Source organism: Candidatus Aeolococcus gillhamiae (assembly GCF_016464765.1).
Lineage (GTDB): Bacteria > Chloroflexota > Dormibacteria > Aeolococcales > Aeolococcaceae > Aeolococcus > Aeolococcus gillhamiae.
The window spans coordinates 1-19,929 of the sequence record NZ_JAEKNS010000148.1 but is presented as its reverse complement, the minus strand read 5'-3'; the positions used below and the strand labels follow the sequence as shown (position 1 = coordinate 19,929).

20 protein-coding genes are annotated in these 19,929 nt (G+C 70.2%); 10 read left to right on the top strand and 10 right to left on the bottom strand.

Annotated elements, in window-relative coordinates:
- Nucleotides 1–18 precede the first annotated feature (18 nt).
- The 6 genes from JF886_RS15105 to JF886_RS15080 all read left to right on the top strand — a co-directional run bounded on the left by JF886_RS15105 (nucleotide 19) and on the right by JF886_RS15080 (nucleotide 6,956).
- A complete protein-coding gene (locus tag JF886_RS15105; RefSeq protein ID WP_337313913.1) occupies nucleotides 19–1,167 on the top strand; it encodes a glycosyltransferase family 4 protein in 1,149 nt (382 codons plus the stop codon).
- A complete protein-coding gene (locus JF886_RS15100; RefSeq protein ID WP_337313911.1) occupies nucleotides 1,074–2,942 on the top strand; it encodes an ABC transporter ATP-binding protein in 1,869 nt (622 codons plus the stop codon). Before JF886_RS15105 ends, JF886_RS15100 begins: the two co-directional genes overlap by 94 nt.
- 3 nt (nucleotides 2,943–2,945) lie before the next feature.
- A complete protein-coding gene (locus tag JF886_RS15095) occupies nucleotides 2,946–3,557 on the top strand; it encodes a histidine phosphatase family protein (RefSeq protein WP_337313909.1) in 612 nt (203 codons plus the stop codon).
- The gene (locus tag JF886_RS15090; RefSeq protein WP_337313907.1) at nucleotides 3,554–4,828 is read left to right on the top strand and encodes a glycosyltransferase; all 1,275 of its coding nucleotides are present in this window, start codon (nucleotides 3,554–3,556) and stop codon (nucleotides 4,826–4,828) included. Before JF886_RS15095 ends, JF886_RS15090 begins: the two co-directional genes overlap by 4 nt.
- A gap of 113 nt (nucleotides 4,829–4,941) precedes the next feature.
- Entirely contained in the window at nucleotides 4,942–5,463 is a 522-nt protein-coding gene (locus JF886_RS15085) for a hypothetical protein (protein ID WP_337313905.1), read from the top strand.
- Nucleotides 5,460–6,956, top strand: a complete 1,497-nt coding sequence (locus tag JF886_RS15080; protein ID WP_337313903.1) for a UDP-glucose dehydrogenase family protein — start codon at nucleotides 5,460–5,462, stop codon at nucleotides 6,954–6,956. Before JF886_RS15085 ends, JF886_RS15080 begins: the two co-directional genes overlap by 4 nt.
- Here the strand turns inward: JF886_RS15080 and JF886_RS15075 are convergent, their stop codons facing one another.
- The 5 genes from JF886_RS15075 to JF886_RS15055 form a co-directional block, all read right to left on the bottom strand.
- Nucleotides 6,957–7,637: a response regulator transcription factor gene (locus JF886_RS15075; RefSeq protein ID WP_337313901.1), complete on the bottom strand. Its 681-nt coding sequence runs from the start codon at nucleotides 7,635–7,637 to the stop codon at nucleotides 6,957–6,959.
- Nucleotides 7,634–9,094 carry a sensor histidine kinase gene (locus JF886_RS15070; RefSeq protein ID WP_337313899.1) on the bottom strand — a complete coding sequence of 487 codons (1,461 nt, stop codon included), beginning with the start codon at nucleotides 9,092–9,094 and terminating at the stop codon, nucleotides 7,634–7,636. The genes JF886_RS15075 and JF886_RS15070 overlap by 4 nt, the downstream gene beginning before the upstream one ends.
- A 79-nt stretch (nucleotides 9,095–9,173) precedes the next feature.
- Nucleotides 9,174–9,593, bottom strand: a complete 420-nt coding sequence (locus JF886_RS15065) for a hypothetical protein (protein ID WP_337313897.1) — start codon at nucleotides 9,591–9,593, stop codon at nucleotides 9,174–9,176.
- 145 nt (nucleotides 9,594–9,738) lie between these two features.
- Nucleotides 9,739–11,037 (bottom strand): sensor histidine kinase, encoded by a 1,299-nt coding sequence (locus JF886_RS15060; RefSeq protein WP_337313895.1) that lies wholly within the window; start codon nucleotides 11,035–11,037, stop codon nucleotides 9,739–9,741.
- 68 nt (nucleotides 11,038–11,105) lie between these two features.
- Entirely contained in the window at nucleotides 11,106–11,777 is a 672-nt protein-coding gene (locus JF886_RS15055) for a response regulator transcription factor (RefSeq protein ID WP_337313893.1), read from the bottom strand.
- Nucleotides 11,778–11,872: 95 nt separating this feature from the next.
- On the opposite strand from JF886_RS15055, the gene JF886_RS15050 reads away from it, so the two are divergent.
- Nucleotides 11,873–12,031, top strand: a complete 159-nt coding sequence (locus tag JF886_RS15050) for a hypothetical protein (protein ID WP_337313891.1) — start codon at nucleotides 11,873–11,875, stop codon at nucleotides 12,029–12,031.
- A gap of 1,289 nt (nucleotides 12,032–13,320) precedes the next feature.
- Here JF886_RS15050 and JF886_RS15045 read toward each other — a convergent pair.
- From JF886_RS15045 to JF886_RS15035, 3 genes are read right to left on the bottom strand one after another with little or no spacing between them, the layout of a single operon-like run.
- A complete protein-coding gene (locus JF886_RS15045) occupies nucleotides 13,321–14,142 on the bottom strand; it encodes a sulfite exporter TauE/SafE family protein (protein ID WP_337313889.1) in 822 nt (273 codons plus the stop codon).
- 2 nt (nucleotides 14,143–14,144) lie between these two features.
- The gene (locus JF886_RS15040) at nucleotides 14,145–15,404 is read right to left on the bottom strand and encodes a sensor histidine kinase (RefSeq protein WP_337313887.1); all 1,260 of its coding nucleotides are present in this window, start codon (nucleotides 15,402–15,404) and stop codon (nucleotides 14,145–14,147) included.
- Entirely contained in the window at nucleotides 15,401–16,108 is a 708-nt protein-coding gene (locus tag JF886_RS15035) for a response regulator transcription factor (RefSeq protein WP_337313885.1), read from the bottom strand. Before JF886_RS15035 ends, JF886_RS15040 begins: the two co-directional genes overlap by 4 nt.
- Before the next feature lie 34 nt (nucleotides 16,109–16,142).
- Between JF886_RS15035 and JF886_RS15030 the strand changes: the two genes are divergently transcribed.
- Both JF886_RS15030 and JF886_RS15025 read left to right on the top strand, forming a co-directional pair.
- Complete coding sequence (locus tag JF886_RS15030) at nucleotides 16,143–17,225, top strand: TQO small subunit DoxD (protein WP_337313883.1); 1,083 nt, start codon at nucleotides 16,143–16,145, stop codon at nucleotides 17,223–17,225.
- A gap of 7 nt (nucleotides 17,226–17,232) precedes the next feature.
- Nucleotides 17,233–17,967, top strand: a complete 735-nt coding sequence (locus JF886_RS15025) for a hypothetical protein (RefSeq protein WP_337313881.1) — start codon at nucleotides 17,233–17,235, stop codon at nucleotides 17,965–17,967.
- Between the two features lie 13 nt (nucleotides 17,968–17,980).
- On the opposite strand, the gene JF886_RS15020 is transcribed toward JF886_RS15025, so the two are convergent.
- Together JF886_RS15020 and lgt are read right to left on the bottom strand one after the other, a co-directional pair.
- Nucleotides 17,981–18,157, bottom strand: coding sequence for a hypothetical protein (locus tag JF886_RS15020; protein ID WP_337313879.1), 177 nt, complete (start codon nucleotides 18,155–18,157; stop codon nucleotides 17,981–17,983).
- 24 nt (nucleotides 18,158–18,181) lie between these two features.
- Nucleotides 18,182–19,027: a prolipoprotein diacylglyceryl transferase gene (lgt, locus tag JF886_RS15015; protein ID WP_337313876.1), complete on the bottom strand. Its 846-nt coding sequence runs from the start codon at nucleotides 19,025–19,027 to the stop codon at nucleotides 18,182–18,184.
- 67 nt (nucleotides 19,028–19,094) lie between these two features.
- Here lgt and JF886_RS15010 point away from each other — a divergent pair, with 67 nt between their 5' ends.
- Nucleotides 19,095–19,706 (top strand): phosphatase PAP2 family protein, encoded by a 612-nt coding sequence (locus JF886_RS15010; protein ID WP_337313874.1) that lies wholly within the window; start codon nucleotides 19,095–19,097, stop codon nucleotides 19,704–19,706.
- The last annotated feature ends 223 nt before the right edge of the window (nucleotides 19,707–19,929 follow it).

The window sequence follows — 19,929 nt, the reverse complement described above, 5'->3', positions numbered from 1 at the left end:
AGACGAGTTGTCCGCGATATGAGGATCGCCTACGTCTGTGCAGATCGCGGCATCCCCGTCCTGGGGCACAAGGGCGCGTCGGTCCACGTCCGCGAGGTCACCGCCGCGCTCCAGGCGATCGGGCACCGGGTGATGGTGCTCTGCGCGCGAGTCGGCGACGGCAATCCGGCGCCGGACGTGCAGCGACTCGAGCAGGTCGATCCACCCATCATGGCCGATCCCGAGGCCGTGCGCGACCTCCTCGAGACGTTCGGTGCCGAGGCCGTGCTCGAGCGCTACGCACTGGAGAGCGGCGCGGCACGCAGCGCGACGGCCGTACTGGGCATTCCGCACGTTCTGGAGGTCAATGCCCCACTGGTCCTCGAAGCGGCGCGCTACCGCTGCCTCGACGACGTCGCCGCCTGGCTGGCGCGCGAGCGTGAGATTTTCACCACGACCGATGCGGTCGTCGTCGTCCAGCGCCAACTCGCGCAGTACGTCCACGCGGTTGCCCCTGCAGTTCCAGTCACATGTGTCCCCAACGGGGTGCGCCTCGAGGGCTTCGCCAATCCGCCGCCGGTCGACCTCGGTCTGCCCGCAGGAAGCATGGTCATCGGCTTCGTGGGCAGCATGAAGCCCTGGCACGGCGTCGACGACCTGGTGTCTGCTTTTGCGGCCATCGCCAATCGCCACCCGCGCGCGCACCTGGTGATGGTCGGCCAGGGACCAGAGACGGGTGCCTTGCGCCGCCGGATCACCGACGAAGGCCTCGGTGGGCGGGTGCATCTGGTGGGGGCGGTCGGCCACGATCGGATCCCCGCGGTGCTGGGCTGCTTCGACATCGCCGTCGCGCCGTTCCGGCCCAGCCCCGACTTCTACTTCGGGCCCCTCAAGGTGTACGAGTATCTCGCCGCGGGCTTGCCCATCGTCTACCCGGCCATCGGAGACATGCCCGGAACGATCGGCGCCGCCGGCGTCGCCTATGAGGCTGGCGATGTGGCCGGACTGGCCGGCGCCCTCGACGGTCTTCTTGCCGACCCGCGCCGGCGCGCTCAACTCGGTGCGGCGGCGAGAGTGGCGGGCTCGGGTCATTCGTGGACGAGCGCCGCACGGTCGATCAGCGCGGTGATCGCCGCGGCCAGCGGCGACCGGATCCCGGCCACCGCGCCCGCCAGCGCCGCACCATGAAGCTGGTGGTCCGCGCGCTGTGGCCGCGGCTCCGTCCACAACGCAAGTGGTTGATCCTCGCGGCGGCCGCGATGGTCGGCGAGGTGGCCACCGCGGTGCTCAGTCCGTGGCCCCTCAAGTACATCGTCGACTCCGTCCTCTTCACCCACAACGCCGCGGGCAGCCTGGTGCTGCGCACCGTCCTCAACGGCAACGCCATCAGGCTGCTGATCCTGCTCAGCGCCCTGGCGATGGCCATCTCGGTGTTCTCGGCGATCTTCACCTACATCGACGACCGGGCCACCGACATCGCCGCGCTGCGCGCCGTGTACGACCTTCGCCGCGGCCTCTTCGCCCACCTGCAGCGGCTCTCGATGTCATTCCACCAGCACCGGGACACCCAGGTGGGCGATCTGTTGGCCCGCTTGAGCGGCGACGTCCAGGCGTTGCAGGACCTGGCCGCGGTCGGATTCTCCAGCCTGATCACCAACATCCTGACCTTGGTCTCCGCGCTCGGGGTGATGTTCTGGCTCAACTGGCGGCTGGCTGCGGTGGTCGCGTTCTTCACCCTGCCAATGCTGCTACTCGCGCAGCGGACGACGGTGCGCATGCGGGTTGCCTTGCGCACCGCGCGGCGCCAGGAGGGTCGGGTCAGCTCGGTGCTCCAGGAGGCGCTCTCGGCGATCAAGCTGGTCCAGTCCTTCGGGCGCGAGGAGCACGAGAGCCAGCGCGCCGCCGCGGAGAGCACCAAAAGCCTGCAGGCGAGCCTGAAGGCGGCGGCCCTCCAGTCCCGGCTGGGACCAATGGTGCGGGTGATCACCGGTGTCGCCGCGGTGGCGGTCACCCTGTATGGCTCGGTCCTCGTCATCCAGCGGGCCATCACCCCCGGCGAGCTGCTCGTCTTCCTCGGCTACCTGCGCAGCACCCAAGCGCCCGCCCGCCAGCTCGCCAAGCTCTCCTACGCTGTCGGCAAGGCGTCGGCGGCCGCCGGCCGCCTCCTCGACACCTTCGCGCAGATGCCGTCTGTCGCCGAACACCCCAGCGCACGCCAGCTGCGCTCGACGTCGGGCCACGTGCGCTTCGAGGCGGTCAGCTTCTGCTACCCGGAGGGTCCTCCCATCCTCCAGCAGGTCACCCTGGAGGCGTGGCCCGGCGAGGTGGTCGCCCTGGTCGGCGCCACCGGAGCAGGCAAGAGCACCCTGGTCTCGCTGCTGCCGCGTTTCTACGATCCCTCCTCGGGGGCGGTCCTCATCGACGGCCGCGATGTGCGCACGTACACGCTCGCCTCGCTGCGAGCGAGCGTCTCGCTGGTGCTCCAGGACAGCCTCATCTTCCGGGCCAGCCTGGCCGAGAACATCGTCTACGGTCGACCCGAGGCCAGCACCGCTGAGATCGAAGCGGCAGGTCGAGCGGCCGGCGTTGACGCTATCGCAGCTCGCCTCCCGGACGGCTACGCCACGGTGGTCAGCGAACGCGGCGGCTCGCTGTCCGGTGGCGAGAAGCAGTGCGTCGGCATCGCTCGAGCCCTGCTCAAGGACGCGCCGATCGTCATCCTCGACGAGCCCACCTCGAGCATGGACTCGCTCACCGAGCGTCGGGTCATGGCGGGCCTCGAGCGACTCCTCGCCGGGCGCACCGCATTCATCATCGCCCACCGGCTCGCCACTGTCCGCAACGCCGACCGCGTTGCCGTCCTCGAGGGGGGTCGGATCGTCGAGAGCGGACCGCCGGCGGGGCTGCTCGAGCGACCCGGGTCGATCTTCGCTGACCTTGCCCGCACCCAGTCGGTGGCCTGAGCGGTGGCCGCGACACGACTCCTCCTAATGCGCCACGGGGAGCCCGCCGCCGAGCCGGGCCGCCTGCTCGGCTCTCGAATCGATCCCGGGCTGTCGCTTCGGGGCAGGGCGGACTCCGCAGAGGCCGGCAGCCGCCTGCGGCAGCGCATCGGCGTCGGCCTGGTGGTCTGCTCGCCCCAACGTCGGGCGGTTGAGACCGCCCTGCTCGCCTTCCCGAGCACGGCGATCACGCTCGATGAACGCCTTGAGGAGCAGGACTTCGGCGAGCTGACCGGCCTGACCTGGCCTGAGGCGAAGCGCAGCCACGGGGATCGAGCCCGCGCCTGGAGGAGCGGGGCCGCGGCGGCGCCCGGCGGGGAGAGCCCCGAGGAACTGCGCGCCCGTGCCGTCGCAGCCGCCACCGCCGCAGCCGCCGCCAACGCCAACCCCAACGCTGACGGCGAAATCGTCTTGATGACCCACCACACCCCGATCCGCGCCCTCATCGCCTCCGCCCGGGGCTGGCCGGCCGCCGACTGGCGCCGGATTTCCGTCCCCTGGACCGGGCTGCGAGTCGTCCGCTGCAGGGCTCTCGGCATCGTCGGCGACGTGGCCGGGGTGGTGGCTGCGCGGTGAGCCCAGTCGTCGGCTACCTCACCAAACGCTTTCCCCGCCTCTCGGAGACGTTCATCCTCGACGAGATCCTCGCCCTCCAAGCGGCCGGGGTGGACCTTCGTCTCTTCGCCCTCGCCGATCCGCGCGAGGCGATCACCCAGCCCGATGTCGCCGCGGTGCGGGGCCCGGTCGGGTACCTGCACGCCGGCCGCGGGCCGCTCCGAGCCACGGCCGAGGTGGCGGCAACGCTGCTCGCTCATGCGCGGCTCGCGGCGAGGTCACCACGCCGCTACCTGGGGGTGGTCGGCTACCTGCTGCGCCGCCGCCGCCATGTGAGCTCGGTGCGCCATTTCCTCGAGGCGGGCCGGCTCGCCCGTTGGCTTGAGGCTGACGGCGTGACCCATCTCCACGCCGCTTTCGCTCATGGGCCCGCGTCGGTTGCCCACTTCGTCCATCTGCTCACCGGCCTGCCCTTCAGCTTTTCGGCCCACGCCAAGGACCTGTACCGCTCGCCGGCCGACCTCCTCGCCGTCAAGGTCGAGGCGGCGCGGTTCGTCCTGGTCTGCTCCGCCGCGGCGGCGTCCGACCTGGGTCGCATCGCCGGGCCCGCGGCCGACAAGGTGGTGCTGGCCTATCACGGTGTCGACACACGCCGATTCCGGCCCACCACAGCCGAACCCGACGCGGACAGTGGCGAGCCGATACGGGTGCTCGCGGTGGGTCGACTGGTCCCCAAGAAGGGATACCCGGTCCTCCTCGACGCCCTGGCGCGGGCGCTCGCTGGAGGGGCACACCTGCAGTGCCGCATCCTCGGCACCGGCGATCAGCGTGGGGCGATCGAGGCAGCAATCGGCCGCCTCGGCCTTGGCGACACGGTGACGCTGCTCGGCGGAGGCACGCAGGAGGACGTCGTCGAACAGCTCGGTTGGGCCCAGGTGTTCGTGCAGGCCAGCGTCGTGCTGACCGACGGCGACCGCGACGGCATCCCCAACGCACTCCTCGAAGCGATGGCGGCCGGGCTTGCCGTGGTGGCCACGCCCGTCGGGGGGATCGCCGAGGTCATCACCTCGGGGAGCACCGGCATCCTGGTGCCGCCCGGGGACTCCACCGTCCTGGCCGCCGCACTGGCCGGGCTGGCCGCCGACGCCGGCCGGCGCCGCCGCCTCGGCGAGGCCGGCCGCCGTCAGGTAATCGCCCGATTCGATCGAGCCGTCTGCGCGCGTGCCATGGTGAGGCGCTTCGATCCGGGCACCGGCCGGTCGGATCGGAGCCCTGCGGACGTGGCGGTGTGAACACTCTCACCGAGCGCTCATCCGCCTGACATCGAGGCGCCCCACGCTCTGGTCATCGGTCCGGAGCGCTGCCAACCCGGTGGTGACCACCCGACACAGTACGAGGACAATCCATGGCCACCGCTTCGACAGTCAGCGTCCTCACTGAACCGTCGCCGCAGCGCGTCCTTCTGTACTCCAACGACGAGGTCGGCGGCCGCGACCTGCGTCGCTGCGTGGCGCTGGCCCGCCGGCTGGCAACTGCCTCGCCAGGCGCGCAGGTGGTGCTGGCCACCGCTCTCGTCGCGCACACGTGCCCGCGCTTGCCACGAGGCGTGTCCATCCTCCGCCTCCCCGCTGTGCCCCCGGAGCGCGCTGGAGCCCCGTCTCGTCTTGCGCCCGGCATCATCCGCCGGGCGCGGGCGGCGATCATCAGCGACGTCGCCGCCCGCTTCGAGCCCGACCTGGTGGTGGTGGACCGAGCGTCAAGCGGAGCACGCTGCGATCTCACCGCCGCGGTCGCAATGCTGGCGGGTCGTGGGCTAGCGACGCGCCTCGTGATTGGTCGTGGCGAGGGCTGCGGCGCCGTGGCCGATCCCCGCAGCGTGGGCCGGCGTCGACGTGCCACGAGCGCGCCGGCGCGCGCTGCCGCATGAGGGCTGTGACGGAGCGCGCCGTGGTCACGCCGCAGGACGTCTGCGTGGTCGGGGCCGGGTATGTCGGGCTCACCGCGGCGGCCTGCCTGGCCGAGCTCGGCCATCGGGTCCGCTGTCTCGAGGTGAACCGCGAACGCCTCGCGCTGCTGCAGGCCGGGCGGACGCCGATCGTCGAGCCCGGCCTCGACGAGATCGTTGCCCGGGGTCTGCGGAGCGGGCGGCTGCGCTTCACCGACGCCGCCGCTACCGCCCTCGGTGAGGCTCACATCGCCCTGCTCTGCGTCGGCACCCCGCCCCGTGCCGCCGGGACCCCCGATCTGCGCCAGATCGCCGTCGCCGCCCAGCAGATCACCGCGGCGGCACGACAGCGTTCCCGTGCCAGGCAACGCGGTCTGGGTCACTCCGCCACGGTGGGTTGCCCCGATCTGATCCTGGCGGTCAAGAGCACGGTGCCACCGGGGAGCTGTGAGGCTCTCGAAGTGCTCTGCACCGCCGGGTTTGACGGCGACCACGGCGGCGTGCAGCGGCGGAACGGCCCCGCCAGGCCGAGGTTTGGTGTCGAGGTCGTGTCCAACCCCGAGTTCCTGCGCGAGGGCAGAGCCGTCGAGGACTTCTTCCATCCCGACCGACTGGTGGTGGGCGCGGCCGACCCCCAGGTGGGCCGCATGGTTGCCGACCTCTATCCCTCCGGCGCGGCCGTGGTGCTCTGCGACCGGCGCAGCGCCGAGCTGGTGAAGTACGCCGCCAACACCTTCCTGGCGGTGAAGATCTCCTTCGCCAACGAGGTCGCCGGACTCTGTGAGCGGCTCGGCGCCGACGTCGACCTGGTGCTGCGTGGGGTTGGCCTCGACGACCGCATCGGCCGCGCCTTCCTCGGCGCCGGTCCCGGGTTTGGCGGCTCCTGTCTGCCCAAGGACCTCGCCGGCTTCATCGGGGTGGGGGCGAGCCTGGCGCTTCGAACGCCACTCGCGCGGGCCGCGCTGACCGTCAACGACACCGTCTGCGCGGAGCTCGTCGACAAGCTCGACCTGGTGCTGGGCGGGCTCGACGGGGCGCGCGTCGGGGTGCTGGGGCTGGCCTTCAAGCCCGGCACCGACGACATCCGGGACTCGCCCGCCATCCGTCTGATCGGCGCGCTCGTCGCGCGTGGGGCACGGGTGCGAGCCTGTGATCCGCTGGCCACCGCCGGGGCCGACCTCCCCGCCGAGGTGGTCGGTGATCCGCTCGCCCTCGCGCGTGACGCGGACGCGCTGGTGGTGGCCACCGCCTGGCCCGAATTCGCGGAGCTCGATCCCGGTGCCATCCGCGCCGCCACCCGTGGCGCGGTGCTCCTCGACGCCGTCGGCCTGCTGCCCGAAGCGGCCTGGCGGGCCGCCGGCTTTCGCGTATACGGGATTGGTCGGGGCACGCCGACGAGCTTCCACCCGGTCATCTGGCCGCCGCTCACCTGGGCGATGGCCGAGGATGCAGAGAGCCTGGTTGGGGTGGCGTGACTACTGCGGCTGCACCAACCGGTAGCCGGCCCCGCGCACCGCGTGCAGCATTGCCTCCAAACCGGGGGCGTTGATCTTGCGGCGCAGGTAGCCGACGTAGACGTCGACCACGTTGCTTCCCGGCTCGAAGTCGTACTCCCAGACGTGGTTGAGGATCTGCGTGCGGGAGAGGACCTGCTGAGGGTTGCGCATCAGGTACTCCAGCAGTGTCCACTCTCGCGGCGCCAGGTCGATGCGTCGACCGCCCCGCCAGGCGACTTTGGTCAGCAGGTCGAGGCGCAGGTCCGCGACCACGAGCTGGTGTGCGGTCGCGTCGTTGCGCCCGCGCAGCGCCGCGCGAATGCGGGCCAGCAGCTCATCGAAGGCGAACGGCTTGGTGAGGTAGTCCACGGCGCCCGCGTCGAGGCCCCAGACCTTGTCCTTCACGTCGTCCCTGGCGGTGAGGATCAGGACGGGCAAACTGGGCAGCCGCTCGCGGAATGAGCGCAGCACGGTGCGACCGTCCGCCCCGGGCAGACCGAGGTCGAGGAGGACGAGGTCTATTTCGGAGCCGCTCACCTCCACGAGCGCCAGCGCATCGTCACCGTCGGTCGCGACCACGGTCGCGTAGCCCTCGGCTTTCAACCCCTTGGCGAGGAACGACACGATGCGCTGGTCGTCCTCGACGATGAGGATGTTCACGGGGCCGCCGTGCGCGGCGCCGCGACCATCACGCAGCTGCGGGGCAGGACGATGCTGACCACACAGCCGGCGTTGGGTGCGCTGTCGATGGCGACCCGGCCGCGGTGGGCCTCCGCCACGGCCTTGACGATCACCAGTCCGAGGCCGGTCCCGTGCCCGGTGCCAGCGCTGGCCCGGAAGCGCTCGAAGGCGCGCCCGAGCTCGTCCGGGGTCATCCCCTTCCCACTGTCGGTCACCGAGATGGTGAGGGCGTCGTCGAGGCGCGCCCCGATCGTCACCGTGTCCCCCGACGTGGTCGCCTTGACCGCGTTCTCGACGAGGTTGAGGATGGCCGAGCGCAGTTTGACCCTGTCGACCATCAGCACGCAGTCCGGCGTCGCGCCGAGCTCCCAGTGACGCTCCCCGAGGACTCGCGCCGCGTCGACGATCTCGGCCAGGAAGGACGGCAGCTCGACCGCGGCCAGGTCCATCGAATCCGCGTCGAAGGCGCGGCCGAGGAGGAGCAGCCGATCGATGAGCAGCCCTGCATGGGTGGCCTCGTCGAGCACCAGGCTGATGGTGTCGGAGACCTCCGCCTCGTCGCGGTAGCCGCCCCTCTGGAGCACCTCGAGGTGGCCGCGGATCACGGTGATCGGGGTGCGCACCTGGTGGGAGACATCGGCGAGCAGCTGGCTCTGGGAGCGGAAGGCGGTGTCGAGTCGGTCGAGCATCTCGTTGAACGACCGCGCCAGCATGCCGACCTCGTCGCCGGCAGCGCTGTCGCCGAGCCGGAGGTCGAGCCGCTCCCGGCTGATCCGGTCAGCCGTCTCGGTGGTCGTCCGCACCGTGGTGAGAACCCGGCGCAGGATGACGTGCCCCCCGATGAGCGCGATCGCCAGGGCAAACGCACCCTGCGCCACCACCAGCAGTTGCACCGTCGCCAGCTCACTCTGGATCGTGCCGAGAGTGCGGCCGATGATCAACACCCCAACCCGTGCCCCCTTGATGGACAGCGGGATGGCCAGCAATCGGTAGCTAGTGTCCGCGGCAGTGGATGTCACCACCGTTCCTGCCGGGGGCGGCTGAGCGAGCCAGGCCTGCACCGGCGCGGTCGTCTCGAGCGCGGCGGCACCGGGGGTGCCGATGTCACGGGCGCCGCGGACATCCACCAGGATCGCCTCCCCGACCGCGAGTTGGCGCGTCTGCAGATATTGCACGGCGAAAGCGTCGAGGCCCTGGCCAGGGGGTCGTTGACTGGCGCGGCTCTGGAACTCGTTCGCCTCCTCGTTGAGGCTCGCGTCCACGCCGCTGATCAAGGTCTGGCCGAAGAGCAGGCTGGCCACCAGCAGCATGCTCGCCATGGCCAGTCCGAATCCCAGCGCGTAGACGGCCAGAAGCCGCGTGGTGAGGCGCCGGCGCGACCAGAGACCCGCCAGGCGCCGCCATCGGGCGGGGTGGGCTCGTGTCGTCGCCCCCACGGCACGTCGAATTATGGGTGTGCCGGCTTCGGCGTGGGCCCCCGCGATGGGGGCTCTCACGGCGGCGGGCTTGTGCGCCTCAGCCGTCCGGGCCTGGAGTGGGGCTCGATGCGCTGGGGTCCGGGGTCTCGCGGTCGCCCGCGGGCGGCGGCAGCACGACGATCGGCCGCTGCGGCGCGATGATCGAAACCGACCCTGGTGCGGAAACCGACGACGGCGCGCTCGGCCGCAGCGGAGCGGGGCTCGGCGTCACCGTCGGCGAACCGCCGGGTGCGGGCGCCGGCGAGGCAGGCACCCCGACCAGGACGCCGCCCACCGACAGCACCGGCGCGACCGACGCCTGCGGGGGACGGGAACCAAAGGCGAGCGCGAGCGTCACCACGCTGGCGGCGACCGCGAGAAGGACAGTCGCGACCAGCCCAGCGCTGAGACCGGTCAGCGCCGTCCTCGCGGTCGCGCCGATCCTCCGCGTCGAGGTGGGGCGCCGTTCCTCAGTCATGACCGTCACACCGTAGCGGGCGCGTCTGAAGGCCGAGTAAGCCAACCGTGAGAATTTCCTCATCGAGGCCGGTGCTGAGATCCGCAGCTGGCTGAGCACGAGCGGCGCAGCCCGAGGGTTTGGCGCGGCGGGGCGCATCGGACCATCACCCCGGCTGCTGGTTGAGCGCCGTGTCGTCGACGGACAGGGGCGGGCGCAGGGGCGCTCGCAGCCCCGTTCCTGACGGGTTGAGGGGAAATGTGATCCGGAAGACGCTGCCTGTGCCGGGTTCGCTGTGAACCTCGATGCGCCCGCTCATCTCTTTGGCGGCCCGCGTGGCGATGGAGAGGCCGAGTCCGCTCCCCCCGGTGGCTCGCTGACGGGCCTCGTCGACCCGGTAGAAACGATCGAAGATGCGGGCCTGGTGCTCCGCGGAGATGCCAAAGCCGGAGTCGTGGACGGCGATGGTCACCTCCTGGCGGTGCCGTCGCAACTCGATCCGCACCGAGCCGCCGGCAGGTGTGTAGCGAATCGCATTGGAGACGAAGTTGCTGACGATCATGTCCAGAAGCCGGGCGTCGCAGACGGCATGCACATCGCTGCCGCGGACGTTGAGCTCGATTCCCGCGGCGCGCGCAGCGGGAGCGAAGCGGTCGCCGATCTCTCGGCAGAGCTGGTGAACTGCCACCGGCGCCACATTCACGGTCTGGGCGAGGTCCAGCCGCGTCAGGCGACGCAGGTCACCGAGCAGTTCCTGGAGGCGCCGGGTTTCACGGGTGAGCGTCTCGGCTGCCTCGTGGCGATCCTCCTCGGTGGCGGCGGTGCCGTCGGCGATCGCCAATCCGCTGCCCGAGATCGCCGTCACCGGGGTCGCGAGCTCGTGGGCCAGGTCGCCGAGGAACTGGCGCTGGTTGAGATCGGTGATCTCCAAGCGCTCGGCCATGCCATTGAATGCCATGGCCAGGGGGCCGAACTCGGCCCGCCCCTCAAGCGCCATCCTGGCGCTGAGATCTCCACCCGCGACACGTTCGGCGGCCACCCGGGCGTGTTCGATCTGCTGGCGCAGGGCGCGCGAGAGATAGCTCGCGGCGGTGGTGGCGGTCACCACCAGCAGGAGGATGGGAATTGCTGCGACCACGATCAGCTCCAGCGGGGGGGACGTCCCCAGGGTGGTGTAGTCGTGCACGGTGACACTCCCGTCCGGGAAGGGAGCGACCGCGGTCAGCTCGAGCTGGCGCGTCGACACCCCGACGGGGAGGGGAGTAGTAAAGATCGTCGTTCCTCGGCTGACGATGATCACCTGATCGTTGGGCAGCGCGGCCTCGATGGTTCGAAGCTCCGGCACCGTCCCCTGCGCGCCGAACTGTCGAGCAATCGAGGCGGCCACCCCGTCGGCGGTCTGCTGGTCCGCCGACTGCTCGATGCCCTGGTCGACGAAGGTGTACAGCACGAAACCGACAGCCACGGCAAGGATTGCAGGGAGGGCCATCGCCAAGAGCAGGCGAGAGCGCAACGAGCTCGGCAGCCGCGCCCTCACGGTTCGAGACGGTAACCGACGCCGCGGAGCGCGCTGATGGTCAATGCCCCGACCAGCTTGCGGCGCAGGGCGGAGATGTGCACGTCGACGGTCTTCACCGTGAAGTATGGGCTGCCCCAAACGCTCCCGAGCAACTGTTCGCGACTGAACACCTGGCCGGCATGCTCGACGAGAAGAGCGAGCAGGTCAAACTCCCGTCGGGTCAGGAGGACCTCGTTTCCTGAGACCAGGCAGCGTCGTTCGTCGAGTTTCACTTCCACAGCTCCGCTGCGGAGCAGCCGAGGAGGGTCGGCGAATCCCGCAGCCCGGCGCAGATGAGCCCGCACTCGAGCAACCACCTCCTCCGCGAAGAAGGGCTTGACGACGTAGTCGTCGGCACCGACCTCGAGGCCCGCGACGCGGTGAATCTCCTCCCCCTTGGCGGTGACGAAGAGCATCGGAATCGATGACCGCGGGCGTGCCCGTCGCACCACCTCAAAGCCGTCGATCCCCGGCAGCATCACGTCGATGAGCGCCACGTCCGCCTCGCTGGCCAGCAGAACGGCGAGCGCCTGGTGTCCATCGGACGCCTCCACGACGTCGAAGCCGGCTTTCCGGAGGTGGAGAACGAGCAGGCGCCGAACCGGTGCCTCGTCCTCCGCGACCAACACCCGTGCAACTCCCGACATTTCATGATTCTGTCACGGGTTGCCCGGATTCAACGCACACGGCATCCGACCCCGTGTCGTCAGAAGAGGCCGGTGCATGTGGCGCCGACGCTCAGGTGCGGCTGCAACGATCCCCAGCGCGCAAGCTCGAGGGCCTCAACAGCAAGATTCGCTTGATCAACCACCGCGGCTACGGCCACCACTCCGCGGCCGCGCTGATCGCGATGATCTACCTCTGCTGCGGTGGCATCAGCATCGCTCTTCCGTTCAAGTGAACGCCCCACTTCACCCACGGCAACCCGAGGAGAAGCGGATTTTCTGCGAGGCCGGCGATGCGACCTCACAGAACCGGGCGGTCAGGCGACGTGGCGGCCACTGCCAGCGAGTCGGCCAGCGTCCGCCGGTCGACGGTTAGGCGCGTGCGATCGATGCACGACCCACTGCCCTCGCCTATCCGCTTCGTAAGTCTGAGAGCCGAGGCGGTAACCCATCCAGCAGACGCCGGTCAGGGCCGCGATGATGAACAGCGCCAGAGCGAGGTTCAGGGCGACGAACAGAGCTTCCATGTGCACCACCCTACGGCCGCTGGGTTAGAGAACAGTTAGGCCACCTATATGCTTTGGCAAGCGGCAGCGCGGGCGTCAGTGGACCAACCGACATCGCCGGGCGACGAAGCCCTCGCCCCACCAAGCCGCGAGCCGAGTGCCACAACCGCCCGCCTCACCCGTGTTGATGCCCACCCCTACCTGCGGGTCAGGCCTATCGTCGGCCTGGTTGAGGTCTTCGATCCCCCGAAGATCCGGCGCGGCTATGGCTGCCGAGCGTGCCGTGGCGCGAGGGAGATCGGCGATCCGGAGACGGCTTGCGGATAGCTCGTGCGCCGACAACAGGTCAGGCCAGCTCATGTGATGTCTCAGGTGATGGTGGCCACCTGTCTCACGTCATGGTGGCCACTCTAAAGCCGTGCCAGGCCTCTTCGCTGGGCACGTCCCACGCGCTCCAGGCGACGACATCATCAGCGGCTCCGGCCATGCGGCGAACTGGACGCGATCGACCAGCCAGAGAACCAAGCCAACACAGAACGGTCGCGGCATAGGCGAGAACCCGTCCGCCCACTCCGACGTTGAGAGTCTGCTGCAGAACCGCGGTCGGCAGCTGACCGCCGAAGAGGAACGTTTCTGCGTGCGCCAAGTCGGCCACGTGCGGTGTGAAGTGGGTGTCTGTGGCAATGCCCCGCATCGCTTCCAAGCCAGGAAGTTCGCGATGAACGGAACCCAATCGCGCAGGAAGCCCAAGAAGCGTCCACTGAGGACGGGAACGGGCAACAGCACGAAGAGCAGGTAGTTCGGCGACACCGATGGCCCGCGCCAGATGAGGATTCGGGCGATGGCGACGAGGTAGAGAAGGGTGATCGCCACGAGCGGACCGGGCCGGCGAACGCGGCGGAGCGCCTCGGACATGTCGGCTGGCAGTGTATCGATGGCCAGACGAGGCCGACCGTTCGGGCACGCCGTCAGCGCCGACAAGGCGCACCCGACCACAGCCAGCAGGCGTGCACCCTGATCTACAGAACGGTGACGAGCAGGCGTACGGCCAGGGCGGCGAGTGCCACGGCGAGCAGACGCTGGATGATCACGCTCCCGGCTCGCTGGGAGAGCCAGGCGCCCACCTGCGCGCCGCCGACGACGCCAAGCGAGAGCGCGATCGCGCGGTGAATGCCAGTGCCACCGGCGAAGCTGCCGGCCGCGATGTGTGTCACGGTGCCGACCGCCGCCATGTTGGCGAGGACAAAGTGGGACGTCGCCGTGGCCACGTGGACCGGGAAACCGAGGGCTCTCACCAGCAACGGGACGTGAATCACTCCGCCGCCGATGCCCAGGAAGCTGGAGATGAAACCGACCCCGACGCTGTAGGCGACGCCGCGCCGCGTGCGAACGGAGTAACGGTAGGTCGTCCCGTCCCGATCGGTGAGCAGCCTCGGTGTGCCGGTGGGCCCGTGACCGGCGCGGTCGTCGCGAGCGCCGCCGCTGATCAGCCAGATGGCCAGGCCCCCGAGCAGGCAGGCCATCACCGCGTCGAAGAGCCGTCGGGGCGCGGCCCCGACGAGCAGGGCGCCGGCCACCGCCCCGGGCAGAGTGGCCAGCGCGAAGGCGATGCCGGCGCGGTAGTCGATGCGCCGTTGACGCGCGTAGGCTGCGGATCCGGAGAGGGCATTGAAGAACACGACGACGAGGCTGATCGCCGTGATCGTCGCCGCGGTATCCCGCGGGTAGATCAGCAGCAGGATCGGCGTGAGGATGAAACCGCCGCCCGCTCCCACCAGGGTCCCGAAGACGCCCACGGCAGCGCCGAGCGCCACCAGGATCACGACCGTCGTCGGCGACACGATCAGCGCGCTGGTGTCGCGTTGTCTGGAGGAGCGTGCGGCAAACGGATGCGCACCCGTAGCCCAGGATTGTTGTCGCGCAGTTCCACCGTACCGCCGAGAGCCCCAATGAGTGTTTGCGCCACGCTGAGTCCTAGGCCTGCGCCGCGACTGCTTCTCCCCGGCGTCAGGCGCACGAACGGTTCGAAGGCGCGCTCTCGGTCGCTGACAGGGATTCCCGCGCCGCCATCAGCGATCTCGACCACCGCCGCCCCCTTCTCCTGGTGCGTCTCCACCGCGACTGCCACTGCCGGTGCGGTGTGCGTCAGGGCGTTGTCGAGCACGGCGAGCAGCGCCTGTTGCAGCTGGTCTGGATCGGCGCGAACCACTCCTGCGCCGCCCGCCCGCAGCGTCAACGGATGGTCGGTCTCGCGGGCCCGGGGGGAGGCGGCGTCGACCACCTGCCGGGTGACCACGTCGACGTCGACGACTTCGGTCCGCTGCGGCGGCAGAGCACCGCGCGCCCTCTGCAACAGACCCTCGGTCAGTCGTGCCATCCGCGCCAGTTCCTCGGTCACGGTTGTCAGCACCTGGTCCTCGGCGGCAATGGTGTGATCGGGGTGGCGGCGAACCACCTGCAGAGCGGCAGATGCGTGGGCCAGCGGGGTGCGGAGCTCGTGAGAGGCGGCGGCGATCAGCTGACGCTCACGGTCGAGCGCCGCTGCAATCGGCCCGATGGCGCGCCGGGTCAACAAGATGGCGGCGCCCACCGAGAGCAGCGCCGCCACCCCCGCTGTCACCGCCGCAGCCAGGACCACTCGACGCTCGGCGGCTTCGACCGTGGCCAGACTCACCCCGGTCTGCAGCACCTCCTGGCGGCGGCCGGGCGCGGTGACCACGCGGGTGTCGATGAGCGCCGGTCCGGCCGGCGTCTGGACTCGATCGACTGCGACCGCGCTGCCGGTCCGCGCCCTGGCGGCGTCGGCCATCAGGGCCGGAAGACCGGCGACCATCGCTGGGTCGAAGGTGGACCTCCCGTCGGTGCCCCAGACGATGTAGAAGGTCCCTGAGGCGGTGATGGCGTGTTCGGCCGCAAAGTCGGTATCGCCCGTGCCCTGAAGGTCACTCGCCGCGCGGCTGGCGTCAGCGCTGAGACGGGTGCGCGCATCCTGCTCGAAGAGCTGCACGGCCACCGTCGCGATCGCCGCTGCAATCACCGCGGTGAGCGCGATGAGCACGACCAGGTTGCCGAGCAGGAGCCGGCGGCGCGCCCGCCCGATCACGACCCTCGCACCGTGTAACCCACCGAGCGGACGGTGTGGATGAGTGATGAACCACGGGTGTCGCCGATCTTGCGGCGCAGGTAATGGATGTACGTGTCGACAACGTTCGAGGCGGGCGCTACGTCGTACCCCCAAGCGTGGTTGAGGAGCTGTTGGCGGGTGAGCACCCAACCGGCGTGGCGCACCAGAACTTCGAGCAAGCGAAACTCCAGTGCGGAGAGGGAGAGTTCACGTCCGCCACGCCAGGCGCGGCGCGTCCCAGTCTCGATGACGAGGTCGGCGATGGTGAGGCGCTCCGGTTCCTGGGCGTGACGACGGAGCAGAGCGCGCATCCGGGCGAGCAGTTCTTCGAAGGCGAAGGGCTTGACCAGATAGTCGTCGGCGCCGGCATCGAGTCCGGCCACCCGGTCGGCGAGAGCATCGCGGGCGGTGAGCATGAGGATCGGCGCGATGAACCCGCCCTGACGGAGACGCGCGCAGACCTCGAGCCCGGTCAGTGCCGGGAGGGCGACGTCAAGCAGCACCAGCGCCGGTGGGTGGGCGAGGGCGGTCTCGAGAGCGACATCGCCCCGTGACTCGAGCCGTGGCTCGTAACCCTCCTCGCCGAGCACACGCGTGATCAGGCGACCGAGACCGATCTCGTCCTCGACAACGAGGACCGTGCGTCCGATCGGCGTGGGGCGAGGGTCCGGCGTTGCTTCCAATCTGACTCCAATCTTGAGCCAGTAGCCTGACAGGATGCCGCAGACCTACGGTCGCCGCCGCGCCAAGCAGCGGCGCAGCACCGCCCCCTCCGCCGCGGTCGCGCCAGTTGACCCGCGGGTCCGCTTCGGGGTGCTGCCGCTGCGGTTCTTCCTGGCGCTCACCTTCATCTATGCCGGGATCCAGAAGATCACCGACCCCAACTTCTTCAACCCCGACGGCAGCACCTACATCGGACGTCAGCTGAGCGGCTTTGCCAGGACGTCACCAATCGGCGGCCTGCTCGACTGGCTCGGTCAGAACCTCGCCGTGGAGGTGGGCCTGCTCATCATCGCGGCCGAACTGGCGGTCGGCTTCGGCGTGTTGCTGGGGTTGTGGACCCGGGCGTGTGCGCTCGGCGGCGCGGCGATCAGCCTGCTCCTTTTTCTCAGCGCAACCTGGCAGGTGCAGCCGTACTTCCTCGGCTCGGACAGCCTCTACACCGTGGCCTGGCTGACCGTCGCGCTGGTTGGCGATGGCGACGTCTGGGTACCGGTGCGGCGCTGGCTGGAGCGCTCCTGGGCGGAGGACGAGCCTCCGCGTCCAGCGGTGATCGACCCCAGCCGGCGGGCCTTCCTGCTCCGCCTCGGCGGTGGGGCTGTGGGGTTGGTCTGGCTCCTCGCCATCCTGCCCAGGAGCCGGGCAGCGGTCGCTGCGCTGTCCTCGGGAAGCGGGGCGACATCGGCGACGAGTTCGCCGCCGACCTCGGCGTCGGGCCCTTCCGGCAGCGCCTCGCCCGGCTCGTCCGCACCCGGGTCCCAGGCGCCGCAGGGGACGCGCATCGGCAGCCTCGCCGATCTGCAGTCGGCGGGCAGCCTCACCTACCAGGACCCGGCCAGCGGCGACCCCGCCGTGGTGGTGAGCACAGGCGGCCAGAGCGTGGTGGCCTACGACGCCGTCTGCACTCACGCCGGCTGCACGGTGCAGTACGACAGCGGCCAGCGCCTGCTCATCTGCCCGTGCCATGGAGCGGCCTTCGACCCCGCGCACGGGGCCCAAGTGGTCGGCGGCCCGGCGCCGTCACCGTTGGCCGCCCTCCGAGTGACCGTCGCCTCCGACGGCAGCGTCTACGCCGCATGAGCGTCGCATGAGGCCGCGCTTTTCATCCGCTGACGACGACGCTGGCCGCGTCCCGGGTGCCGGCGACCCGCTGATCGACGCGGTCACTCCGGGCTTCGCCGCGCTCGGGATCAGACCGTTCACACGGCGACGTCCGCGACATGTGCACGCCGGCAACGCGCGACTGGTGGCCCTCTCCGGCGCCGTCCTGCTGGTGCTATTGCCGCTCCCATATGCAACGGCGCTCTTCCTGGACGTGCTCTGGCGTGTCCACTACTTCAGCGCGCTACTGCTCATCCCCCTGCTCATTGTCAAGCTGGCCAGCACCGGCTGGCGCGCGCTCGGCTACTACCGCGGCGACCCCGGCTATCGCGCTGACGGCCCGCCGCATCTGATGGCGCGGCTCACCGCGCCCATCCTCGTCGCCGCGACGGCGGTCCTCTTCGGCAGCGGCATCGTCATGATGTTCGGAACTACGCGCTTTGGGCCATGGAGCACCATCCACAACGGTGGCGCGCTCATCTTCACCGGCGCGCTCGGCCTGCACCTGCTCGCCCACCTCTGGGACACTCCGGCCGAGGCTGCGGCCGATGTGGCTCCGGTCCTGTTCAGCGCACCCCCGCGCGCCGTCCCGGGATCGCGACGTCGGGTCGCTCTGACGGTGGCGGCGTTCGTCGTCGGTCTCACCGTCGCCGCCGTCGCCATCCCCGTCGAACAGTGGTTCCCGTCAGCGGCAGCGGGCGCGCATCACCGTGACGGATGACCTCTCGCGCGCATCAGTTGCGCGATGGTTGGCGAGATCGGTACACGGCCACGGCGGCGGCGACCACGCCGACCACGACGGCGGCACCAACGGTGCGCTCCCAATGCAGAGGCTGAGCCACCGCGGCGATGATCGCGGCGACAACGCACACGGCAACAACGATCCACGCCACAAGAACCAGTTTGCTCATGGGCGGCAGCCTACTCGATCGGCGTCACGACGCCGCCTCGCTGCGCACCGACGTCCGCTGTGTCGCATCGGTGCGGGTGTGTCGCCACAGCAGGAAGAGGAGAGGAAGCCCGATGAAGAGCATCGCCAGACACGTCCATTGCGACTGCTTCAGGCCCAGCCCCACGACGGGCTCGGACTGGCGCACGTAGAAGATGAGAAATTGACTGACCGCGTAGAGACCGAAGTACGTCAGCGCGAGCACGCCGTCGTGCACCTGTCGGCGGCGCAGCATCAGCAGGACGAAACCGATGGCGATTGCGCAGAGGGCCTCGTACGCACCGGCCGGCTGGTATGCAACGCCGAGGTGGTAGCCGGCCTGGAGGATGGCGTGGGGATTGGTGTACGCCGTCGCCCACGGCAGCGAGCTCGGCCCCCCGAGGATGTCGCCGTTGATGATGTTGCCGATACGACCGATCGGCTGGCCCACCACGGCGAAAAGAACCGCGGCGTCAAAAACGAGCCAGAAGCGGAGCCGTTCGCGCCAGCAGAGGAGGGCGATCGTCGCCACCCCGGCGAAGATGGCGCCGAAGAAGTCCATGCCTCCCTCCCACACCGCGATGATCCGCACCGGGTCGTGGAGGTACTGGCCGAGCGGTTGCTGGACGTCGTAGTAGAGGCGGGCGCCGAGCAGGCCGGCGACGATGACCCAGATGAGCAGGCGATCGCAGTCGCGCCGGCTGACCCCACGGGGGCGGAGATGGGGGAGGACGCCGAAGCGGAAGCCAGCGAGAAAGGCGAGCGCGTACATCACCCCGTACCAATGCACCGGCAGCGGGCCGAGGTGGAGCACCGGGTCGACACTGATGCGGATCACGCCCAGAGCGGCCACGATGGCCATCATCGCAGCCGCGTGACGGGGCGGCCCGTAACGCCGAGCAGCCTGTACGGTGGGCGGCATGACGCTCGGTGACCTCGGGAGCAGCATCCACGGCCTCACCGGTCACTCCGCGGTCCTGGACGGCCTGCTGCGCCTCGTTGCTGACTACTTCGTCTACGGCGTGGTGGTCGTCCTGGCGTTGCTCTGGTTCCATCGCGACGGCCTCCGCGCGGGGCTGGGCTTCGCCCTCGGCGCGCTGCTGGCGCTGGGCATCGGCGCCCTGCTCGGCACGCTCTGGCTGGAGCAGCGGCCCTTTGTCGCCGATCACTTCGCCCCGCTCATCGCCCACGGCGCGGATGGCTCCTTCCCATCCGACCACCTCCTCGTCCTCGGCGCCCTGACCGGCGCCTGCTGGACGCGCGCCCGTCCCCTTGCGCTGGTTGCTCTCGGCCTGTCGGTTCTGGTGGCGGTGGCGAGGGTCTTCGTTGGGATGCACTACCCGATCGACGTTGTCGCCGGCTTCATCATCGGAGGGATGTGCGGAGTCATCGGCTGGTTCGCCTGCCGTCCCATCCTGCCCATCCTCGAGCGCCTCGACCGCCAGCTCCGCCGCCGCGGCGTGCGTCCGGTGTTGTTCGGCAACGGGTCACCGGGAGCGCCGTCCGCCCGAGACTGGGTGTTCCCGCGGTGACCGACAGGAGGTCTCGGTCCCCCGCAGCGGGGACGCGGCCTGGCTCCGGGGCGGTGGTGGATCGCCTCCCTGGTGGCACTGATCTGTCTGACCCTCGTCGAGTTCTCCGCCTACCGGAGGCTCGTCGTCGTGCTGATCGCCTGCGCGGCCCTGCCGGTGCTCTTCGCCCGCACTCGCCACCAGCTCTGGGTGAGTCGGCTCTGCTGGGGCGTGGCCGTGATGA